Annotated in this window: 18 protein-coding genes; 12 read left to right on the top strand and 6 right to left on the bottom strand. The window is 70.9% G+C overall.

Going from position 1 to position 17,580, the window contains the following annotated elements:
- Positions 1–2: 2 nt before the first annotated feature.
- Entirely contained in the window at positions 3–542 is a 540-nt protein-coding gene (locus ACQF4J_RS24710) for an RNA polymerase sigma factor (protein WP_351560474.1), read from the bottom strand.
- A gap of 111 nt (positions 543–653) precedes the next feature.
- Here ACQF4J_RS24710 and ACQF4J_RS24705 point away from each other — a divergent pair, with 111 nt between their 5' ends.
- The 9 genes from ACQF4J_RS24705 (at position 654) to ACQF4J_RS24665 (ending at position 9,146) form a co-directional block, all read left to right on the top strand.
- A complete protein-coding gene (locus ACQF4J_RS24705) occupies positions 654–1,055 on the top strand; it encodes a GntR family transcriptional regulator (RefSeq protein WP_142153220.1) in 402 nt (133 codons plus the stop codon).
- On the top strand, positions 1,052–1,957 hold the full coding sequence (locus tag ACQF4J_RS24700) for an ABC transporter ATP-binding protein (RefSeq protein WP_427166816.1): 906 nt from the start codon (positions 1,052–1,054) through the stop codon (positions 1,955–1,957). The genes ACQF4J_RS24705 and ACQF4J_RS24700 overlap by 4 nt, the downstream gene beginning before the upstream one ends.
- The gene (locus tag ACQF4J_RS24695) at positions 1,954–2,919 is read left to right on the top strand and encodes a hypothetical protein (RefSeq protein ID WP_351560469.1); all 966 of its coding nucleotides are present in this window, start codon (positions 1,954–1,956) and stop codon (positions 2,917–2,919) included. Before ACQF4J_RS24700 ends, ACQF4J_RS24695 begins: the two co-directional genes overlap by 4 nt.
- Positions 2,916–3,704, top strand: a complete 789-nt coding sequence (locus ACQF4J_RS24690) for an ABC transporter permease (RefSeq protein ID WP_351560467.1) — start codon at positions 2,916–2,918, stop codon at positions 3,702–3,704. Before ACQF4J_RS24695 ends, ACQF4J_RS24690 begins: the two co-directional genes overlap by 4 nt.
- A gap of 316 nt (positions 3,705–4,020) precedes the next feature.
- A complete protein-coding gene (locus tag ACQF4J_RS24685; protein ID WP_351560465.1) occupies positions 4,021–6,255 on the top strand; it encodes an RNA degradosome polyphosphate kinase in 2,235 nt (744 codons plus the stop codon).
- Entirely contained in the window at positions 6,236–7,327 is a 1,092-nt protein-coding gene (locus tag ACQF4J_RS24680; RefSeq protein ID WP_351799183.1) for a CHAD domain-containing protein, read from the top strand. Before ACQF4J_RS24685 ends, ACQF4J_RS24680 begins: the two co-directional genes overlap by 20 nt.
- Positions 7,324–7,755 (top strand): NUDIX hydrolase, encoded by a 432-nt coding sequence (locus ACQF4J_RS24675; protein ID WP_351560461.1) that lies wholly within the window; start codon positions 7,324–7,326, stop codon positions 7,753–7,755. The genes ACQF4J_RS24680 and ACQF4J_RS24675 overlap by 4 nt, the downstream gene beginning before the upstream one ends.
- Before the next feature lie 260 nt (positions 7,756–8,015).
- Entirely contained in the window at positions 8,016–8,849 is an 834-nt protein-coding gene (locus tag ACQF4J_RS24670) for a hypothetical protein (RefSeq protein ID WP_351560459.1), read from the top strand.
- Positions 8,850–8,972: 123 nt separating this feature from the next.
- Positions 8,973–9,146, top strand: coding sequence for a hypothetical protein (locus ACQF4J_RS24665; protein WP_174267416.1), 174 nt, complete (start codon positions 8,973–8,975; stop codon positions 9,144–9,146).
- 25 nt (positions 9,147–9,171) lie between these two features.
- On the opposite strand, the gene ACQF4J_RS24660 is transcribed toward ACQF4J_RS24665, so the two are convergent.
- A complete protein-coding gene (locus tag ACQF4J_RS24660) occupies positions 9,172–9,519 on the bottom strand; it encodes a metal-sensitive transcriptional regulator (protein ID WP_351560457.1) in 348 nt (115 codons plus the stop codon).
- A 224-nt stretch (positions 9,520–9,743) separates the two neighbouring features.
- Between ACQF4J_RS24660 and ACQF4J_RS24655 the strand changes: the two genes are divergently transcribed.
- Positions 9,744–10,364, top strand: coding sequence for a DUF47 domain-containing protein (locus ACQF4J_RS24655; RefSeq protein ID WP_142153238.1), 621 nt, complete (start codon positions 9,744–9,746; stop codon positions 10,362–10,364).
- Between the two features lie 7 nt (positions 10,365–10,371).
- Complete coding sequence (locus ACQF4J_RS24650) at positions 10,372–11,370, top strand: inorganic phosphate transporter (RefSeq protein ID WP_351560455.1); 999 nt, start codon at positions 10,372–10,374, stop codon at positions 11,368–11,370.
- Between the two features lie 106 nt (positions 11,371–11,476).
- Here the strand turns inward: ACQF4J_RS24650 and pstB are convergent, their stop codons facing one another.
- From pstB to pstS, 4 genes are all read right to left on the bottom strand, one after another.
- Positions 11,477–12,253 carry a phosphate ABC transporter ATP-binding protein PstB gene (pstB, locus tag ACQF4J_RS24645; protein WP_351560453.1) on the bottom strand — a complete coding sequence of 259 codons (777 nt, stop codon included), beginning with the start codon at positions 12,251–12,253 and terminating at the stop codon, positions 11,477–11,479.
- A 39-nt stretch (positions 12,254–12,292) separates the two neighbouring features.
- Positions 12,293–13,345 carry a phosphate ABC transporter permease PstA gene (gene pstA / locus ACQF4J_RS24640; protein ID WP_427166815.1) on the bottom strand — a complete coding sequence of 351 codons (1,053 nt, stop codon included), beginning with the start codon at positions 13,343–13,345 and terminating at the stop codon, positions 12,293–12,295.
- On the bottom strand, positions 13,342–14,349 hold the full coding sequence (gene pstC, locus ACQF4J_RS24635) for a phosphate ABC transporter permease subunit PstC (protein WP_351560449.1): 1,008 nt from the start codon (positions 14,347–14,349) through the stop codon (positions 13,342–13,344). Before pstC ends, pstA begins: the two co-directional genes overlap by 4 nt.
- A gap of 135 nt (positions 14,350–14,484) precedes the next feature.
- Complete coding sequence (gene pstS, locus ACQF4J_RS24630) at positions 14,485–15,612, bottom strand: phosphate ABC transporter substrate-binding protein PstS (protein ID WP_351560447.1); 1,128 nt, start codon at positions 15,610–15,612, stop codon at positions 14,485–14,487.
- Positions 15,613–15,931: 319 nt separating this feature from the next.
- On the opposite strand from pstS, the gene ACQF4J_RS24625 reads away from it, so the two are divergent.
- Positions 15,932–17,485: an FAD-binding oxidoreductase gene (locus ACQF4J_RS24625; RefSeq protein WP_427166814.1), complete on the top strand. Its 1,554-nt coding sequence runs from the start codon at positions 15,932–15,934 to the stop codon at positions 17,483–17,485.
- Positions 17,486–17,580 lie beyond the last annotated feature (95 nt).

Raw genomic sequence — 17,580 nt, 5'->3', positions numbered from 1 at the left:
GCTCATGACAGCGCCTCCCGCAGTTGCTTCCGGGCGCGCATCGCCCGGGTCTTGACCGTGCCCGGCGGGATGCCGAGCAGGACGGCCGCCTCGCGGGTGGTCAGGCCGTCGATGACCGTCGCCTGCAGCACCGCGCGCAGTTCCGGGGAGAGCCGGACGAGGGCGCCCGCGAGGTCCCCGTGCTCGACCCCCGCGAGCACGCGTTCCTCGGCGGACGCCTCGTCCCGGTGCCGCAGGCGGGCCAGCGCCTGCCGCAGCCGCCCCCGTGCCCCGTCCCCGCGCAGGGCGTCGATCAGCCGCCGGGACCCGATGCGCCACAGCCACCCGGCGACGTCACCGTCCTCGCGGTAGCGGGCCTTGCCCCGCCAGATCGCGAGGAACGTCTCCTGTACGACGTCGTCGACCACACCCCCGTCGGCGCACCGGCCGCGCAGCCGGGCGGTCAGCCACGGCGCGTACCGCCGGTACAGCTCCTCGAAGGCGCGCCGGTCGCCGTCCGCGGCGGCCCGCAGCAGCTCCCCGTCGCTTCTCGTTTCGCTCACGTCCCCTCATCGCACCGGCCCCGCGGATCGGTTCACGGAATCGCCCTTGACTTTCGCAGCCCTCATGCACCACCCTTTCACTACTCAATTAGTGAAAGGGTGGTTGTCCGCGTGGTCGAGTACCGCATCGACCGGCGCTCCGGCGTCGCCACCTACGTCCAGATCGTCCAGCAGACCAAGCAGGCCCTCCGACTGGGCCTGCTGGAGCCGGGAGACAAGCTGCCCACCGCGCGCGAGGTGGTCGAGGCCACCGCCATCAACCCCAACACCGTCCTGAAGGCCTACCGGGAGCTGGAACGCGAGGGCCTGGTCGAGGCCCGCCGCGGCCTCGGGACGTTCGTACGACGCTCACTGGGCACCGCACCGGCCGAGTCCCCCCTGCACGGGGAACTGGACGCCTGGGCGGCCCGGGCCCGCGCGGCCGGCCTGGACCGCGAGGACGTGGCCGCGCTCTTCACCGCCGTACTCGACCGACATTTCTCCGACCAGCACAGCCAGGGGGACCTCTCATGACGGACACGGACGGCCTCGCCCTCGTGGCGGACGCCGTGGGCAAGCGCTTCGGCGGGCTCCGGCGGCCCGGCCGCTGGGCCCTGCGCGGCTGCGACCTCCGGCTGCCCGCGGGCCGCGTCTGCGCCGTCGTCGGGCCCAACGGAGCGGGCAAGTCCACGCTGCTCGCCCTCGCCGCCGGACTGGAGGTACCGACCGAGGGCACGGTCACCGTCCTCGGCACGGATCCCGCCTCGGCGCGCACCCGCGTGGGCTACGTCGCGCAGGACAAGCCGCTGTACCCGCAGCTCACGATCGCCGCGACGCTGCGCCTGGGCGCCGACCTCAACCCCGACCGCTGGGACGCCTGGACCGCCGAGCGGATCGTGACCGACGGCGGCCTCGACCCGAAGGCGAAGATCCGCGCGCTCTCCGGCGGCCAGCGCACCCGCGTCGCCCTCGCCCTCGCCCTCGCCAAGCGGCCCGAACTGCTGCTCCTGGACGAGCCGATGGCCGACCTCGACCCGCTGGCCCGGCACGAGCTGATGGGCGTGCTGATGTCCCAGGCCGCGCAGTTCGGCACGACGATCGTGATGTCCTCGCACGTGGTGGCCGAGCTGGAGGGTTCCTGCGACCACCTGCTCCTCCTCGGCGACGGCCGCGTCCGGCTCGCGGGCGAGACGGACGACCTGCTGGAGGCACACGTACGCGTGTCGGGCCCCGCGCGGACCGACCTCGACGGGCACACCGTCGTCGAGTCCCGCACCACCGGCCGCCAGCTCAGCGCCCTGATCCGCCCGGCGGGCCCGCTCCCGGAGGATGTGCGCACGAGCACCCCCGACCTGGAGGAGCTGGTCCTGTCCTATCTGCGCAACCCCCAGGCGCCCGGGACCGCTTCGGCCGAGCCCGAGAAGGCCGCGCTGTGAGCGCCCTCCCGCGGCCGGGCCTGCCCCGGACGGTCCTGCGGCTGCACCGCCCGGCGCTGATCGTGTGGTCCGCCTTCGTCGCCGCCCTCACCGGCTGGCTGGTCTGGCTGAACACGGTGACGTCGAAGGCGGGCGAGCGGGAACGGCTCTACTGCGACCACCACGAGACCTGCAACATCCTGAGCTGGCTGGGCTACGGCCAGCGGACGGCCCTGGCCGCCGCACTCGTCTGTTACGGCTTCCTCGGCGTGGCCGCCTGGGCGGGCGCCTCCCTCATCGGCCGCGAACTGGAGTCCGGAACGGCCCGGTTGGCGTGGACGCAGAGCGTCTCCCCCGCCCGCTGGCTCGCCGCGAAGCTCGCCGTGCCCGCGCTGCTGCTGGCGCTCGGCTCCACCGCGCTGGTCCTGGTCTACCGCCGGGGCTGGGACGCCCACCCCGCGCTCCGGGACGGCGACTGGACGTCCGCCGCCACCTTCGTGGCCCGCGGCCCGGCGGCCGTCGCCTACGCCCTGTGCGCCCTGGCCGTCGGCACCCTCGCCGCGTTCCTGCTGCGCCGCGCCCTGCCCGCGCTCGGCGTCTCCGTCGCCGCGATGGGAGCGCTGGTCTTCCTCATGGAACGCCTGCGCCCGCACCTGTGGCCCACGGTCACCCGCGTCACCGCGACCGAGGGCCTCCTGCCCCCGCATGTCTGGCAGATGGGGGCCGGGACGATCCGCGACGGCCACCGCTTCCCGTACCACGGCCTCTCGCCGTGCGAGGGCAACCCCGCCCAGGTCAAGCAGTGCGCCGACCGGCTGGGCATCGACGGCTACTACCTCACCTACCACCCCCAGTCCCACTACTGGCCCCTCCACCTCGTGGAGACCGGCATCGTGCTGGCCGTCGCCGCCCTCGCGGCCGTACTCGCCTTCCGCCGGCTGCCCCGCCCCGGCCGGGCCGTCCGGAAGGGGTCCCCCGCATGACCGCGCTCGCCCCCGACACGACCGCCGGGGCACCGGCCGCCACGGGCAGCCGCGGCCTGCCGGCCGTGATGCTCCGGCTGCACCGCCCGGCCCTGGTCGTCTGGGCCGTCCTGGTCACGCTCACCTCGGCCCTGCTGCTGTGGGCGCACGGTCCCGGCCGGGACGCGGCCCACGCCGACTGGCTGCGGTACTGCGCCGACCAGGTGGGCTGCGTGTGGAGCGACGGGATCGCGGAGTACGACCGGGCCCGCACGCTCGCCGAGACCGTCATGGCCGTGCTCCCGCTGCCGGTCGCCGCATGGGCGGGCGCCGCCCTGACCGGCCGGGAACTGGAGTCCGGGACCGCGCGGCTGGCCTGGACCCAGGGCGTCAGCCCCACCCGCTGGTTCGCCGCGAAGCTCGCCCTGCCCGCCGCACTGCTCACCACCGGCTCCGCCCTCCTCGTCGGACTGCACCACCTGGTGGCCGCGGCGCCCCCGTTCCCCTACGACTGGACCCGGCACAGCCAGAACCTGCCGGGCGACGGCGCCCTCGCCCTGGCCGGCCCCCTCCTCGGGCTCGCCGTCGGCGCCCTCGCCGGGCTGGTGCTGCGCCGCGCCCTGCCCGCGGCGGCCGTCGCCGTCGCGGCCACGGAAGCGGTCCTCGCCACGACCGGCATCCTCCGCGACCGCTACCCCACCAACCATCTCTGGCTGCCGCGGACCCTCGAGGGCGGCCTCTACCTCACCGTCACCGCGGCCGCCGTCGGCGTCGCCTTCCTGCTGCTGCGCCGCCGGACCGTGTGAGGCATCCGATCGCGTACGTCCTTCCACGGGGGGATGGACGTACGTATCCTCGGGGCGGCTCCCCAGCGAGACCCCGCGCCGGCCCGGCCGGCGCGCGTCGCGCGGGAGCCGCCCCCGAATATCCCGCACGCCATGTCGCCGTAACCAACGGTTCAGACAGTCTTGCGACGCTCGGCCAATGACGCCCTCCGTGCCCAAACCTTCGCCACCCCCCGAGGGGCCCGCGGGGATCGGGGACGCCTTCCGTTCCGTGCCTGCGCTCCCGCCCGCTGCTTCCGACGCGCCCGTATCGCTCGGGGCGCGGAAGAATGGGTTCATGAGTCAGCCAGAAACCGCCCAGGCACAGGTCCAGCACGCGCAGCCCTCCGTTGGCTCCATAGCCGCGCACCGGCCCCATACGGTGGCCGCCGCGGTCTCCGACCTGGAACCCGACATCGATGCGGACCTCGACGCGTACGAGGAGACACCGGTCGACGGGGTACAGCTGCCGCAGGGACGTTTCCTTGACCGGGAGCGCAGCTGGCTCGCGTTCAACGAGCGGGTGCTCGAACTCGCCGAGGACCCGAACACCCCGCTCCTCGAACGGGCCAACTTCCTCGCGATCTTCGCCAGCAACCTGGACGAGTTCTTCATGGTCCGGGTGGCCGGTCTGAAGCGCCGTATCGCCACCGGCGTGGCCACCCGTTCGGCCTCCGGCCTGCAGCCTCGCGAGGTCCTGGAGATGATCTGGGCCCGCTCCCGCGAGCTGATGGCCCGGCACGCCGCCTGCTACCACGAGGACGTCGCCCCGGCACTCGCCGAGGAGGGCATCCACCTGGTCCGGTGGAGCGAGCTGACGGAGAAGGAGCAGGCCCGCCTGTTCACCCTCTTCCGGCACCAGATCTTCCCGGTCCTGACCCCGCTGGCGGTCGACCCCGCGCACCCCTTCCCCTACATCTCGGGCCTCTCCCTGAACCTGGCCGTGGTCGTCCGCAACCCGGTCACCGGCCACCGCCACTTCGCCCGGGTGAAGGTGCCGCCGCTGCTGTCCCGCTTCCTGGAGAGCTCCCCCGGCCGCTACGTCCCCATCGAGGACGTCATCGCCGCCCATCTGGAGGAGCTGTTCCCGGGCATGGAGGTGCTGGAGCACCACGCCTTCCGGCTGACCAGGAACGAGGACCTGGAGGTCGAGGAGGACGACGCCGAGAACCTGCTGCAGGCCCTGGAGAAGGAGCTCATGCGGCGCCGCTTCGGGCCGCCGGTCCGCCTGGAGGTCGAGGAGTCCATCGACCGCGAGGTGCTGGACCTGCTGGTGCGCGAGCTGAAGATCTCCGAGGCCGAGGTGTACCCGCTGCCCGGCCCCCTTGACCTCACCGGCCTCTTCCGCATCGCCTCCCTGGACCGGCCCGAGCTCAAGTACAAGAAGTTCATCGCCGGCGTCCACCGCGACCTCGCCGAGGTCGAGTCGGCCTCCGCGCCCGACATCTTCGCCGCCCTGCGCAGCCGCGACGTCCTGCTGCACCACCCGTACGACTCCTTCTCCACCTCCGTGCAGGCGTTCCTGGAGCAGGCGGCCAACGACCCGGACGTCCTCGCCATCAAGCAGACGCTGTACCGCACCTCCGGCGACTCCCCCATCGTCGACGCGCTCATCGACGCCGCCGAGTCCGGCAAGCAGGTCCTCGTCCTGGTCGAGATCAAGGCCCGCTTCGACGAGCACGCCAACATCAAGTGGGCGCGCAAGCTGGAGGAGGCCGGCTGCCACGTCGTGTACGGCCTGGTGGGCCTCAAGACCCACTGCAAGCTGTCCCTCGTGGTCCGCCAGGAAGGCGACACACTGCGCCGCTACAGCCACGTCGGCACGGGCAACTACCACCCCAAGACGGCCCGGCTGTACGAGGACCTCGGCCTGCTCACCGCCGACCCCCAGGTGGGCGCCGACCTGTCCGACCTGTTCAACCGCCTCTCCGGCTACTCGCGCCGGGAGACCTACCGCCGCCTGCTGGTGGCCCCCAAGTCCCTGCGCGACGGCCTGATAGCCCGGATCAACAAGGAGGTCCAGCACCACCGTGCCGGACGCCCCGCGTTCATCCGCATCAAGGTCAACTCGATGGTGGACGAGGCCCTCATCGACGCGCTCTACCGGGCGTCCCAGGCCGGCGTACCGGTCGACGTCTGGGTCCGCGGCATCTGCGCGATCCGCCCCGGCGTCACGGGCCTGTCGGACAACATCCGGGTCCGCTCGATCCTCGGCCGCTTCCTCGAGCACTCCCGCGTCTTCGCCTTCGGCAACGGCGGCGAACCGGAAGTGTGGATCGGCAGCGCCGACATGATGCACCGCAACCTCGACCGCCGTATCGAGGCCCTGGTCAGGGTCACCGACCCGGCCCACCGCGCAGCCCTGAACCGGCTGTTGGAGACCGGCATGTCCGACACCACGGCGTCCTGGCACCTCGGCCCGGACGGCGAATGGATCCGGCACGCCACCGACGCGGACGGCCAACCCCTGCGAAACATCCAGGAGATGCTCATAGACGCCCGGAGGCGCCGGCGTGGCACAGCAACACCTTGACCCGACGGACCCCACGGCCGGGCCCGCCCCCACAGGTGAGGCCCTCGCGGGCTACCTGCGGGACCAGGCCACGGAGTTCCTCCGAGCCCTGCGCCAGTACCGGGAGACCGGGACGGCGCCGGGCACCGCCGAGGGTTCCGTCGAGGCGACGCGTGCCCTGCGCCGCTCGGTCCGCCGCATCAGCGCCAGCCTGCACACCTACCGGCCGCTGCTGGACACCGACTGGTCGGAGGGGCTGCGGCCCGAACTGGCCTGGCTGTCGGGCACGTTGTCGATGGAGCACGCCTACGCGACCCGCCTGGAACGGCTGTTGCTGGCCCTGCAGAGGCTGTCGGGAGCGGCCGTCTTCCCCGCCCAGACCGGCGTGGCGACGGTCGGCCGGGCCCCCGAGGCCGTCCAGGCGAAAGCGGCGCAGGCGAACGGGGGTCCGCCTTCCCCCGCGCCGGACCGCGGCAACCTGACGGTCGGCGCGGCCAAGGCGGGCGCCCTGCTCGAACGCCAGCTCACCCTCGCCAGGACCCGCGCCCACAGCACCGCCCTCCAGGCCCTGGGCTCCTCCCGCTTCCACGCCGTCGCGGACAAGGTCGCCGTCCTGGCCAGCGAGGTCCCCCTCACCCCCGCCGCCCCCACCACGGACCTGCGCCCCCTGGCGGCCGCCGCCGAGGAACGCCTCACCGACGCCGTCGCCGCCCTCCCGCTCGTCACCGCGGGCCACCCCTACAACGCCGCGGCCCTCGTCCACGGCCTTTCGCCCGACCCGGCGCCCCACCCCCAGGACGCCCCCTGGCACCAGGTCCGCCTCCTGCTGCGCCTGCACCGCTACGCCCGCGAGGCCCTCTACGGCGACAAGGCCTCCCTCGACGTCCGCCTCCTCACCGCCGGTCAGGCCCTGCACCGCCACCGTGACGCCTCCGAGGCGGCGGCAGCGGCGGCGTCGGCGGCCCGCACCCCCCGGATCGCCCCGGCCACCGCGTACGCCCTCGGCGTGCTCCACGCCGACCAGCGCCACGAGGTCGAGGCGGCCCGGTTCGCCTTTCAACAGTGCTGGCAGAAACAGGTGGTGAGCACGTGACGGCTACCCCCGAGAACGACGGCACCCTTGTCCTGGCGGCCGGCTGCGTCCTGTGGCGCCGCTCCCCGGTCGACGGCGACCTGGAGGTGTGCCTCGTGCACCGGCCGAAGTACGACGACTGGTCCCACCCCAAGGGCAAGCTCAAGCGGGGCGAGGACCATCTCGCGGGCGCCCTGCGCGAGGTGGCCGAGGAGACCGGCTACACGGCACAGCCCGGCGCCGAGCTGTCGACCGTCCGCTACTTCGCCCAGAACCGCCCCAAGCAGGTCCGCTACTGGGCCGCCGAGGCGGCCACCGGCGGCTTCTCGCCCACCGACGAGGTCGACCGCATCCTGTGGCTCTCCCCCGCCGCCGCCCGCAGCCGGCTCACCCAGCACCGCGACCGCGGCCTGGTCGACGAACTGCTGACGACCCTGCGTCACGCCTGAGGACTCAGGTGCTCCGCGGCGTCCGCGCGGGCCTGACTGCGTGCTCTGCGGGCGGGCCCGCGCCATCCGCAGGCGCACCGGGCGAAACAGAATCGGCCCTGCTCGACAGTCGTCGTCCGGTGTTCCTCCTGCGCCACGCCGACAACGTTACCCGCGCCGGGTAAAGGGTTCGTACGAGCGTGACGGCTGCTGTCCACCCGTCGTTGAACGGAACGACAGGGGACCCGTGACGGACGTACCCGCTTGGGGGGCAGGCACCGATGACCCAGCAACAGCGCAGATGGCACGGGGCAGTTGCCGCGGGAGTCGCGGTCTGCCTCGGCTGTCTCGGCGCCTCCGGCTGCTCCGGCGGCGCGACCGCCGAGGACGCTCGCTCCGCCGACCCCGTCCCCCTGCTGCGGCAGGCCGGCGAGAACCTTGTGGCGGCGGGCACGTCGAAGGCCACGACGTCGATGGAGATGGCCACCGGCGGCACCCGCGTCACCATCCGCGGCCAGGGCGTGTACGACTACGGCAGGCGGCTGGGCCGCCTGAAGGTGACCCTGCCGCAGGACCCGGCCGGCACCAACGAGCACCGGCCCATCATCGAACTCCTCGCTCCCGGCGCCCTGTTCATGAAGAACCGCGGCGCCGGTGTCCCCGCCGACAAGTGGGTCCGGGTCGACACGGCCGGCCTGTCCGACGGCAATCTGGTCACCGGCGGAGCCACCGACCCGTTCACCGCGGCCGAGTTGCTGCGCGGCACCCGCACCGCGGCCTACCTGGGCCGCACCGAACTGGCGGGCACCGAGGTGCGCCACTACCGCGGCACCGCCGACCTCACGCTCGCCTCGAAGGGCGCGCCGCGAGGCGTACGGGAATCCCTGGCAGCGGCGGCGAAAGGGTTCGCCAGCGCCGAGGTCCCGTTCGACGTCTACCTCGACGCCCAGGGCCGCATCCGCAAGATCCGCCACCGGTTCGGCTTCGCGGGCGGCACGGACCGAGGTACTGTCGCGGTCGCCTCGACGACGCTGCTCTACGGTTTCGGGACCCCCGTCGACGTCACCCTGCCGGCGTCGGAGGACATCTACGCGGGGCGGATCGCCGAGCACTAGACCCGCGTCCCGGCACCCGCCTTGAGGATGAGAGACGGGCGTCGAGAACTAGCCCGTCCGTGCCATGCGCGGTGTGTAGGCCGCTCCCTACTCTAGGAAGTCGGTAACGGCAGAGATGAGGTGATGCACGTGGCTCCGGTCGGCGGTACGGCAGTTCAGGACCACGTGGCCCTCGCCGAGATCGAGCTGTGCGGAGAGCTGATCATCGCGGCATCGGCCGCGGACGAGCGGCTCAGCCTGGAGAGCATCGACGAGGTGCTGAAAGTGGCCGAGGAGCGCGACGCCTCCGGCGGCTGAGCCCGACGCCCCCTCGTGGCCGACGTCACGTACGCAGCATCCGGGCGATGGCCTTGGTCGCCTCGTCGACCTTCGCGTCGATCTCGTCACCACCCCTGAGGGCCGCGTCGGCGACGCAGTGCCGCAGGTGCTCCTCCAGCAGCTGCAGCGCGAAGGACTGCAGCGCCTTGGTGGAGGCGGACACCTGCGTGAGTATGTCGATGCAGTAGACGTCCTCGTCGACCATCCGCTGCAGGCCGCGGATCTGGCCCTCGATCCGGCGCAGGCGCTTGAGGTGCTCGTCCTTCTGCTTGTGGTAGCCGTGCGTCGCGTGCTGTGTGCTCTGCGTGCCGTTCTCGGAGGGCGCCGTCGCGCCGGCCTCGGTGGTCGTCATCGCGTCCTCCTGCAAGACGTGGCGGACAGATACCCCAGGTGGGTATATGGTACCGAACTTTGCTGGGTATAGGGCCCTTGGCCATTGCCTTGAACCGGCCGTCCGTGGCCCCCGTGACGACCACTGTGCCCGATGGGCGACACTGGGGGACGGCCCATTAGCCGTGGCCGGATGATGCCCTTAGCATCAGCCTGACCCAAACCGATGCACCCCGAGGACCCCTTGTGCGCTTTCGTCTGACCCCCAGGGAGACGAGCTTCTACGACATGTTCGCCGCCTCCGCGGACAACATCGTCACGGGCTCGAAGCTCCTGATGGAACTGCTCGGGGCGGACACCTCCGCCCGGGCCGAGATCGCAGAGCGTATGCGGGCCGCGGAACACGCAGGTGACGACGCCACGCACGCGATCTTCCACCAGCTGAACTCCTCCTTCATCACGCCGTTCGACCGCGAGGACATCTACTCCCTCGCCGGGTCCCTGGACGACATCATGGACTTCATGGAGGAGGCCGTCGACCTGGTCGTCCTCTACAACGTGGAGGAGCTGCCGAAGGGCGTCGAGCAGCAGATCGAGGTGCTGGCCCGGGCTGCGGAGCTCACCGCCGAGGCCATGCCCAACCTGCGCACGATGGACAACCTCACCGAGTACTGGATCGAGGTCAACCGTCTGGAGAACCAGGCGGACCAGATCCACCGCAAGCTGCTCGCGCACCTCTTCAACGGCAAGTACGACGCGATCGAGGTGCTCAAGCTCAAGCAGATCGTGGACGTGCTGGAGGAGGCGGCGGACGCGTTCGAGCACGTGGCGAACACGGTGGAGACCATCGCCGTCAAGGAGTCCTGAGCCCTTCATGGACACCTTCGCTCTGGTCGTGACCATCGCGGTCGCGCTCTTCTTCACGTACACCAACGGCTTCCACGACTCGGCGAACGCGATCGCGACGTCGGTCTCGACCCGGGCGCTGACCCCGCGGGCGGCTCTGGCCATGGCCGCGGTGATGAACATGGCGGGCGCCTTCCTGGGCTCCGGCGTCGCCAAGACCGTCAGCGAGGGCCTGATCGCCACGCCGCAGGGTTCGACGGGGATGGCCATCCTCTTCTCGGGCCTCGTGGGAGCGATCGTCTGGAACCTCGTCACCTGGTACTACGGCCTGCCGTCCTCCTCCTCGCACGCCCTCTTCGGCGGCCTGGTGGGAGCCGCGCTGGCCGGCAGCACGACCGTCCACTGGAACGGTGTCCTCGACAAGGTCGTCATCCCGATGATCCTGTCGCCGATCGTCGGTCTCATCGTCGGCTACCTGGTGATGCTGGCCATCCTGTGGATCTTCCGCCGGGCCAACCCGCACAAGACGAAGCGCCACTTCCGCATAGCCCAGACCGTCTCCGCGGCCGGCATGGCCCTCGGCCACGGTCTGCAGGACGCCCAGAAGACGATGGGCGTGGTCGTGATGGCACTGGTGATTTCCGGCCACATGACCTTCAGCGACCCGATTCCGGTCTGGGTGAAGGTCGTCTGCGCGCTGATGCTGTCGCTGGGCACCTACGCGGGCGGCTGGCGCATCATGCGCACCCTGGGCCGCAAGATCATCGAACTGGATCCCCCGCAGGGCTTCGCCGCGGAGACCACGGGCGCCTCGATCATGTTCACCACGGCCTACCTCTTCAAGGCCCCCATCTCCACCACCCATGTGATCACCTCCGCGATCATGGGCGTGGGCGCGACCAAGCGCATCAAGGCCGTCCGCTGGGGCGTCGCCAAGAACATCGTCCTGGGCTGGTTCATCACGATGCCGGCGGCGGCCCTGGTGGCCGCGGGCGCCTTCGAGCTGGTGGATCTGGCGTTCCTGTAGCCATCGCCTCCGTCACGACGACGGGCCCGCCCCCGGGAGCCGGGGGCGGGCCCTTCATCGTCCTCGCGGTGGCACCGCCATGCAGCACCGCGAGGGGTATGGGGGATCAGCCGAAGCGGCCGGAGATGTAGTCCTCCGTCGCCTGGACCGACGGGTTGGAGAAGATCCGCTCCGTCTCGTCGATCTCGATCAGCTTGCCGGGCTGCCCGACCGCCGCGAGGTTGAAGAACGCCGTACGGTCCGAGACACGCGCCGCCTGCTGCATGTTGTGCGTCACGATGACGATCGTGAAGCGCTCCTTGAGCTCACCGATCAGGTCCTCGATGGCGAGGGTGGAGATCGGGTCGAGGGCGGAGCAGGGCTCGTCCATCAGCAGCACCTTCGGCTCGACCGCGATCGCGCGGGCGATGCACAGACGCTGCTGCTGACCGCCGGAGAGTCCCGAACCCGGCTTGTTCAGCCGGTCCTTGACCTCGTTCCAGAGGTTGGCGCCCTTCAGCGACTTCTCCACGATGTCGCCGAGCTCGCTCTTCTTGAAGCCGCCGTTCAGCCGCAGACCCGCCGCCACGTTGTCGAAGATCGACATGGTCGGGAAGGGGTTGGGCCGCTGGAAGACCATGCCGACCTCGCGGCGCACGGCCACCGGGTCGATCCCCGGCCCGTACAGGTCCTCGTCGTCCAGCAGGACCTTGCCCTCGACCCGGCCGCCCGAGGTGACCTCGTGCATCCGGTTCAGGGTGCGCAGGAACGTCGACTTGCCGCAGCCGGAGGGGCCGATGAAGGCCGTCACCGAGCGCGGCTCGACCGTCATCGAGATGTCTTCGATCGCCTTGTGGGACCCGTAGTAGGCGGTCAGCCCGCTTACGTCGATTCGCTTGGCCATTACTACTTCACTTCCAGTCAGTCGCTGAGGGGGCCGCGGTCAGCGACCGGTCTTCGGGGCCTTCCAGCGCGCGATCGCGCGGGCCACCAGGTTGAGGATCATCACGAAGGCGATCAGGGTGAGCGATGCCGCCCAGGCCCGGTCGTAGGCGTAGTCGTTGCCGGCGGCGTACTGCTGGTAGACGTACAGCGGCAGCGACTGCTGAGGCCCCTCGAAGGGGTTGTTGTTGATGAACCGGTTTCCGAACACCAACAGCAGCACAGGAGCCGTCTCGCCCGCGATACGCGCGATGGCCAGCATGATGCCGGTCGTGATGCCGCCGATGGAGGTCGGCAGGACCACCTTCAGGATGGTGCGCCACTTCGGCACGCCCAGTGCCAGTGACGCCTCCCGCAGCTCGTTCGGGACGAGCTTGAGCATCTCCTCCGTGGAACGCACGACCACCGGCATCATCAGGATGGCCAGGGCCAGCGAGCCGGCGAAGCCGAACGGCTGCATGTCGAAGATCAGCATCAGCGACAGGATGAACAGACCCGCGACGATCGACGGGACACCCGTCATGACGTCGACGAAGAAGGTGACCGCCTGGGCGAGCCGGCCACGACCGTACTCCACCAGGTAGATGGCGGTCAGCACGCCGATCGGCGCCGCGATCAGCGTGGCGAGGCCGACCTGCTCCAGGCTGCCGATGATGGCGTGGTAGATGCCGCCGCCCGGCTGGGAGTCGGCGACCAGGCCCATCGAGTGGCTCAGGAAGTAGACGTCGAGGACCTTCACGCCGCGTACGACGGTCGTCCAGACGAGGGAGATCAGCGGCACGAGGGCGAGCAGGAAGGCGACCCAGACCAGGCCGGTCGCGATGCGGTCCTTGGCCTGCCGGCGGCCCTCGACCTTGGCGGCGATGCCGTAGGTGGCGACGAGGAAGAGCAGACCCGAGATCAGGCCCCACTGGACCTTGGTGAGCCCGGCACCCGCCCCGACGGCGACGGCCACGGCCACGGAGCCGGCGGCGATCGCCCACGGCGACCACTTCGGCAGACTGGCGCCGCGCAGCGTGCTGGGGCGCTTGTCGGCGATGGCGGCGTTGCTCATGCGTTGGCCCCCGAGTACTCCTTGCGGCGGGCGATGATCATGCGGGCCGCGCCGTTGACCACCAGGGTGATGACGAACAGGACCAGACCCGAGGCGATCAGGGCGTCCCGGCCGAACTCGGTGGCCTCGCTGAACTTGCTGGCGATGTTCTGGGCGAAGGTGCCACCGCCCGGGTTGAGCAGGCTGCCGTGGATCAGGAAGTCCGGGGACAGGACGGTGGCCACGGCCATCGTCTCGCCGAGCGCGCGGCCGAGGCCGAGCATCGAGGCGGAGATCACACCGGAGCGGCCGAAGGGCAGGACGGCCATGCGGATGACCTCCCAGCGCGTGGCGCCGAGGGCCAGGGCGGCCTCTTCGATCATCTGCGGAGCCTGGCGGAAGACCTCGCGGCTCACGTTGGTGATGATCGGCAGGATCATGATCGCGAGCAGGATGCCCACGGTGAGAAGCGAGCGCGGGGCGCCCTGGTCCCAGGAGAAGATCCCGGTCCAGCCGAAGAAGTCGTTGAGCCAGCCGAAGAGGCCGGTCATGTGCGGTACGAGGATCAGCGCGCCCCACAGGCCGTAGACGATGGACGGCACGGCGGCGAGCAGGTCGACCACGTACGCGATGGGACCGGCCAGTCGGCGCGGGGCGTAGTGGGTGAGGAACAGCGCGATGGCCACCGCGACCGGGACCGCGATGACCATGGCGATGATCGAGGAGACCACCGTGCCGAAGGCCAGCACCGCGATGCCGAAGCTGGGCGGCGTGACGTTGGTGTTCCACTCGAAGGTGGTGAGGAAGTTGCCGTGGTTCTTGCTGAGCGCGAGGGACGCACGGTAGGTGAGGAAGACCGCGATCGCGGCCATGATCACCAACAGGAAGATGCCCGACCCACGGGACAGACCGAGGAAGATCCGGTCTCCGGGTCGGGTCGCGCCGCGGGCATTGCGCTTCTGCTCGGCCTCGGTCGGCTGCGGGAGGGGGGGTGGGGCGTCGGTTATCTGTGTTGATGTGTCCATCGGGTTCTCCGGTCTGCGGAACCGCACCCTGTGCGGTTCTGCGAAGCCGTACGACTCGTACGGCTCGTGGCGGCGGTGCACCGGACGGTGCGGTCCGGTCCCGGATCAGGTCCGGGACCGGACCACACGCTCAGATCAGCTCAGGCCCTCGATGGTGGTGCGGACCTTGGCGATGATGTCGGCGGGGATGGGGGCGTACTTCAGGCCGGACAGCACGTTCTGGCCGTCCTCGGAGGCGATGTAGCGCAGGAACGCCTTGGTCGCCGGGAGGGTGTCGGACTTGTTGCCCTTGTCGCAGACGATCTCGTACGTCACCAGGGTGATCGGGTAGGCGCCGTCGGCCTTGGTGTTGTAGTTCAGCTGGAGCGACAGGTCCTTGCCCGTGCCCACGACCTTGGCGTCGGCGATCGCCTTGGAGGCGGAGTCGCTGCTCGGGGCGACCGGCGCGCTGGCACCGGTGTTGATGCTGACGGCGTTGACACCGTCGGCGACGTAGGACAGCTCGAAGTAGCCGATGGAGCCGTTGGTCTGCTTGACCTGGGCGGCCACACCGGAGGACTGGGCGGCGGCCTGGCCACCCTTGGCCTGCCAGGCCTTGCCACCGGAGTAGGGCCAGTCGCTCTTGGCGGTGGCGATCAGGTACTTGGTGAAGTTGTCCGTGGTGCCGGACTCGTCCGAGCGGTGGAAGGCCTGGATCTTCAGGTGCGGGAGCTTCGCGGAGGGGTTGAGCTTCTTGATGGCCGCGTCGTCCCAGTAGGCGATCTTGCTGTTGAAGATCTTCGCCAGGGTCGGGGCGTCGAGGACCAGGTTGCTCACGCCGGACAGGTTGTAGCCGACCGCGATCGGGCCGCCGACCATCGGCAGGTCGATGCCCTGGCCGCCGGAGCAGACCTTCTTGGAGGCGGTGACCTCTTCGGGCTTCAGCGCCGAGTCCGAGCCGGCGAACGCCAGCTGGCCCTGGGTGAAGGAGGTGACACCGGCGCCGGAGCCGCCCGCCTTGTAGTTGATCTGCACGCCGCAGGCCTTGGAGAACTGGGCCACCCAGGCGTCGATCGCGTTCTTCTGCGCGGACGAGCCGTCGGACAGCAGCTGGCCCTTGGCGTTGTCGCACTTGATGGAGCTGGCGCCCGTCGTCGCCGAAGCGCTGCTGCCACCGCTGCCCGAGCTGGTGTCGTCCGAGCCGCACGCCGTGAGGACCAGGGCGCCGGAAGCGGCGAGGGCACCGAGGGCGAGGACCCGCCGGTTCATGCGCTGAAGCTTCACTGTGAAAGAGTTCCTTCCAGGAGCCGCCGTCCTGAATCCGGCGGCGTGCGAGGGTTGCGAAGTCTCGGTGACACGGACCGCCTCTGCGAGGCATGACCGCATCTCGTAGGGCCGAAATTAGGCAGATCAGGTGAAGGCGCCGATGGCCACAAATGAACGCGAGGTGAACCCCTGCAGACGTTGTGGTTAGGTCACGGAATGCTCACGGGGAGGGCACGTGGAGGTCCCGGCCCTACGGTGACACAGCGGTGACACTCCCGGTGGAACGTTCGGGTCCGGCGAGCCGTCTCGTTCCCCGAGAGCCAACGGGAGGCAGAACATGGAACGGCGTGCATTCATCGGTGGCGGCGCGGCCGCGATATCCGGCGTGGCCCTGGCGGCATGCAAGGGCACCGGAACAGCGGGCGCCACCTCGTCGAACGCCACGTCCGCTGCCACCGGCTCCTCCGGCACGACGGTGATGGCGGCCTCCGCCGCGAACTGGAGCGCCCTCGCCCGCGACCTCGACGGCACGCTGGTGCGCCCGGGGGACGCCAAGTGGGCCACCGCCCATCAGCTGTACAACACCCGCTACGACGGCCTGAAGCCGGCGGCGGTCGCCTATGTCGCACACACGGACGACATTCGGACAACGCTCTCCTACGCCCGCGCCCACGGCCTCAAGGTCGCCATCCGCAACGGCGGCCACTCCTACGCCGGCTGGTCCTCGGGCAACGGCAAGCTGATCCTCGATGTCTCCCGGCTGAACGGCATCCGCGTCGGTGGCGGCGAGGCCGTCGTGGGCGCCGGCTCCAAGCTGATCGACGTCTACCGCGGCCTCACGGCCAAGGGCGTGACGATCCCGGCGGGCTCCTGCCCCACGGTCGGCGTCTCGGGCCTGGTCCTCGGCGGCGGCCACGGCGTGGTCTCCCGGGCGTACGGCCTGACCTGCGACAGCCTCACGCAGGCGACGCTGATCACGGCCGACGGCAAGCAGCTGACCGCGAACGCGAGCGAGAACAAGGACCTCTTCTGGGCCCTGCGCGGCGCGGGCAACGGCAACTTCGGCGTCGTGACGGAGCTGCGCTTCAAGACCCACCCGGCCCCGCAGGCGGTGTCGGCGTACGTCACCTGGCCCTGGTCGAAGGCGGCCGCCGTGCTGCGGGCCTGGCAGGAGTGGGGTCCCGACCAGCCGGACGAGATCTGGTCCTCCTGCCACCTGGAGAACGGCGGCTCGCCCAGCGTCTCCGTGGCCGCCTTCTCCCTCGGCACCTACGGCGAACTCCAGAACGCCCTGGACCGCCTGGTCTCGGCGGTGGGATCCGCGGCCCGCGGCGTCACGCTCAGGCGGCACTCGTACGAGGGCGCGATGGAGGCCTACGCGGGCTGCTCGTCCTTCCCCACCGCCGCCCAGTGCCACCTTCCCGGCTCCACGCCGGGCCGCAACCCCCAGGGCGCGCTGGGCCGCGAGACCTATGCGGCCCGCTCGGACTTCTTCGACCGCTCGATCTCCGCGGCGGGCATCCAGACCCTGCTCCGGCAGATCTCCTCGGTCCAGGGCGGCGCGGGCAGCATCGCGCTGACCGCTCTCGGCGGCGCGGTCAACCGCGTCTCCCCCACGGCCACCGCCTTCGTGCACCGCCGCAGCCGCATGCTGGCCCAGTACATAGCGTCCTGGCGCCCCGGCACGACGGGCACCGCGGCCCAGTCCTGGCTCACCCACGCCCACGACGCGATGAAGCCCTACGCCTCCGGCGCGGCCTACCAGAACTACACGGACCCGACCCTGACGGACTGGCGCAAGGCGTACTACGGCGACGCGGCGGCGAAGCTGGCAACCGTGAAGAAGCAGTACGACCCGAACCGCTTCTTCACCTACCCGCAGGCGCTCTGAGAAGGGGCCGCCGCCTGCTCGAGCCGCGGGCAGTCGTGCCGCTGGGGCGGCATGGGTGGGCGCGGTGGCACCTGCGGACGCGGGCCGAGGACGAC

This window comes from Streptomyces sp. C1-1, from assembly GCF_050214755.1.
In the GTDB taxonomy this organism is placed as follows: domain Bacteria; phylum Actinomycetota; class Actinomycetes; order Streptomycetales; family Streptomycetaceae; genus Streptomyces.
This window is presented reverse-complemented; position numbering and strand designations above follow the sequence as displayed.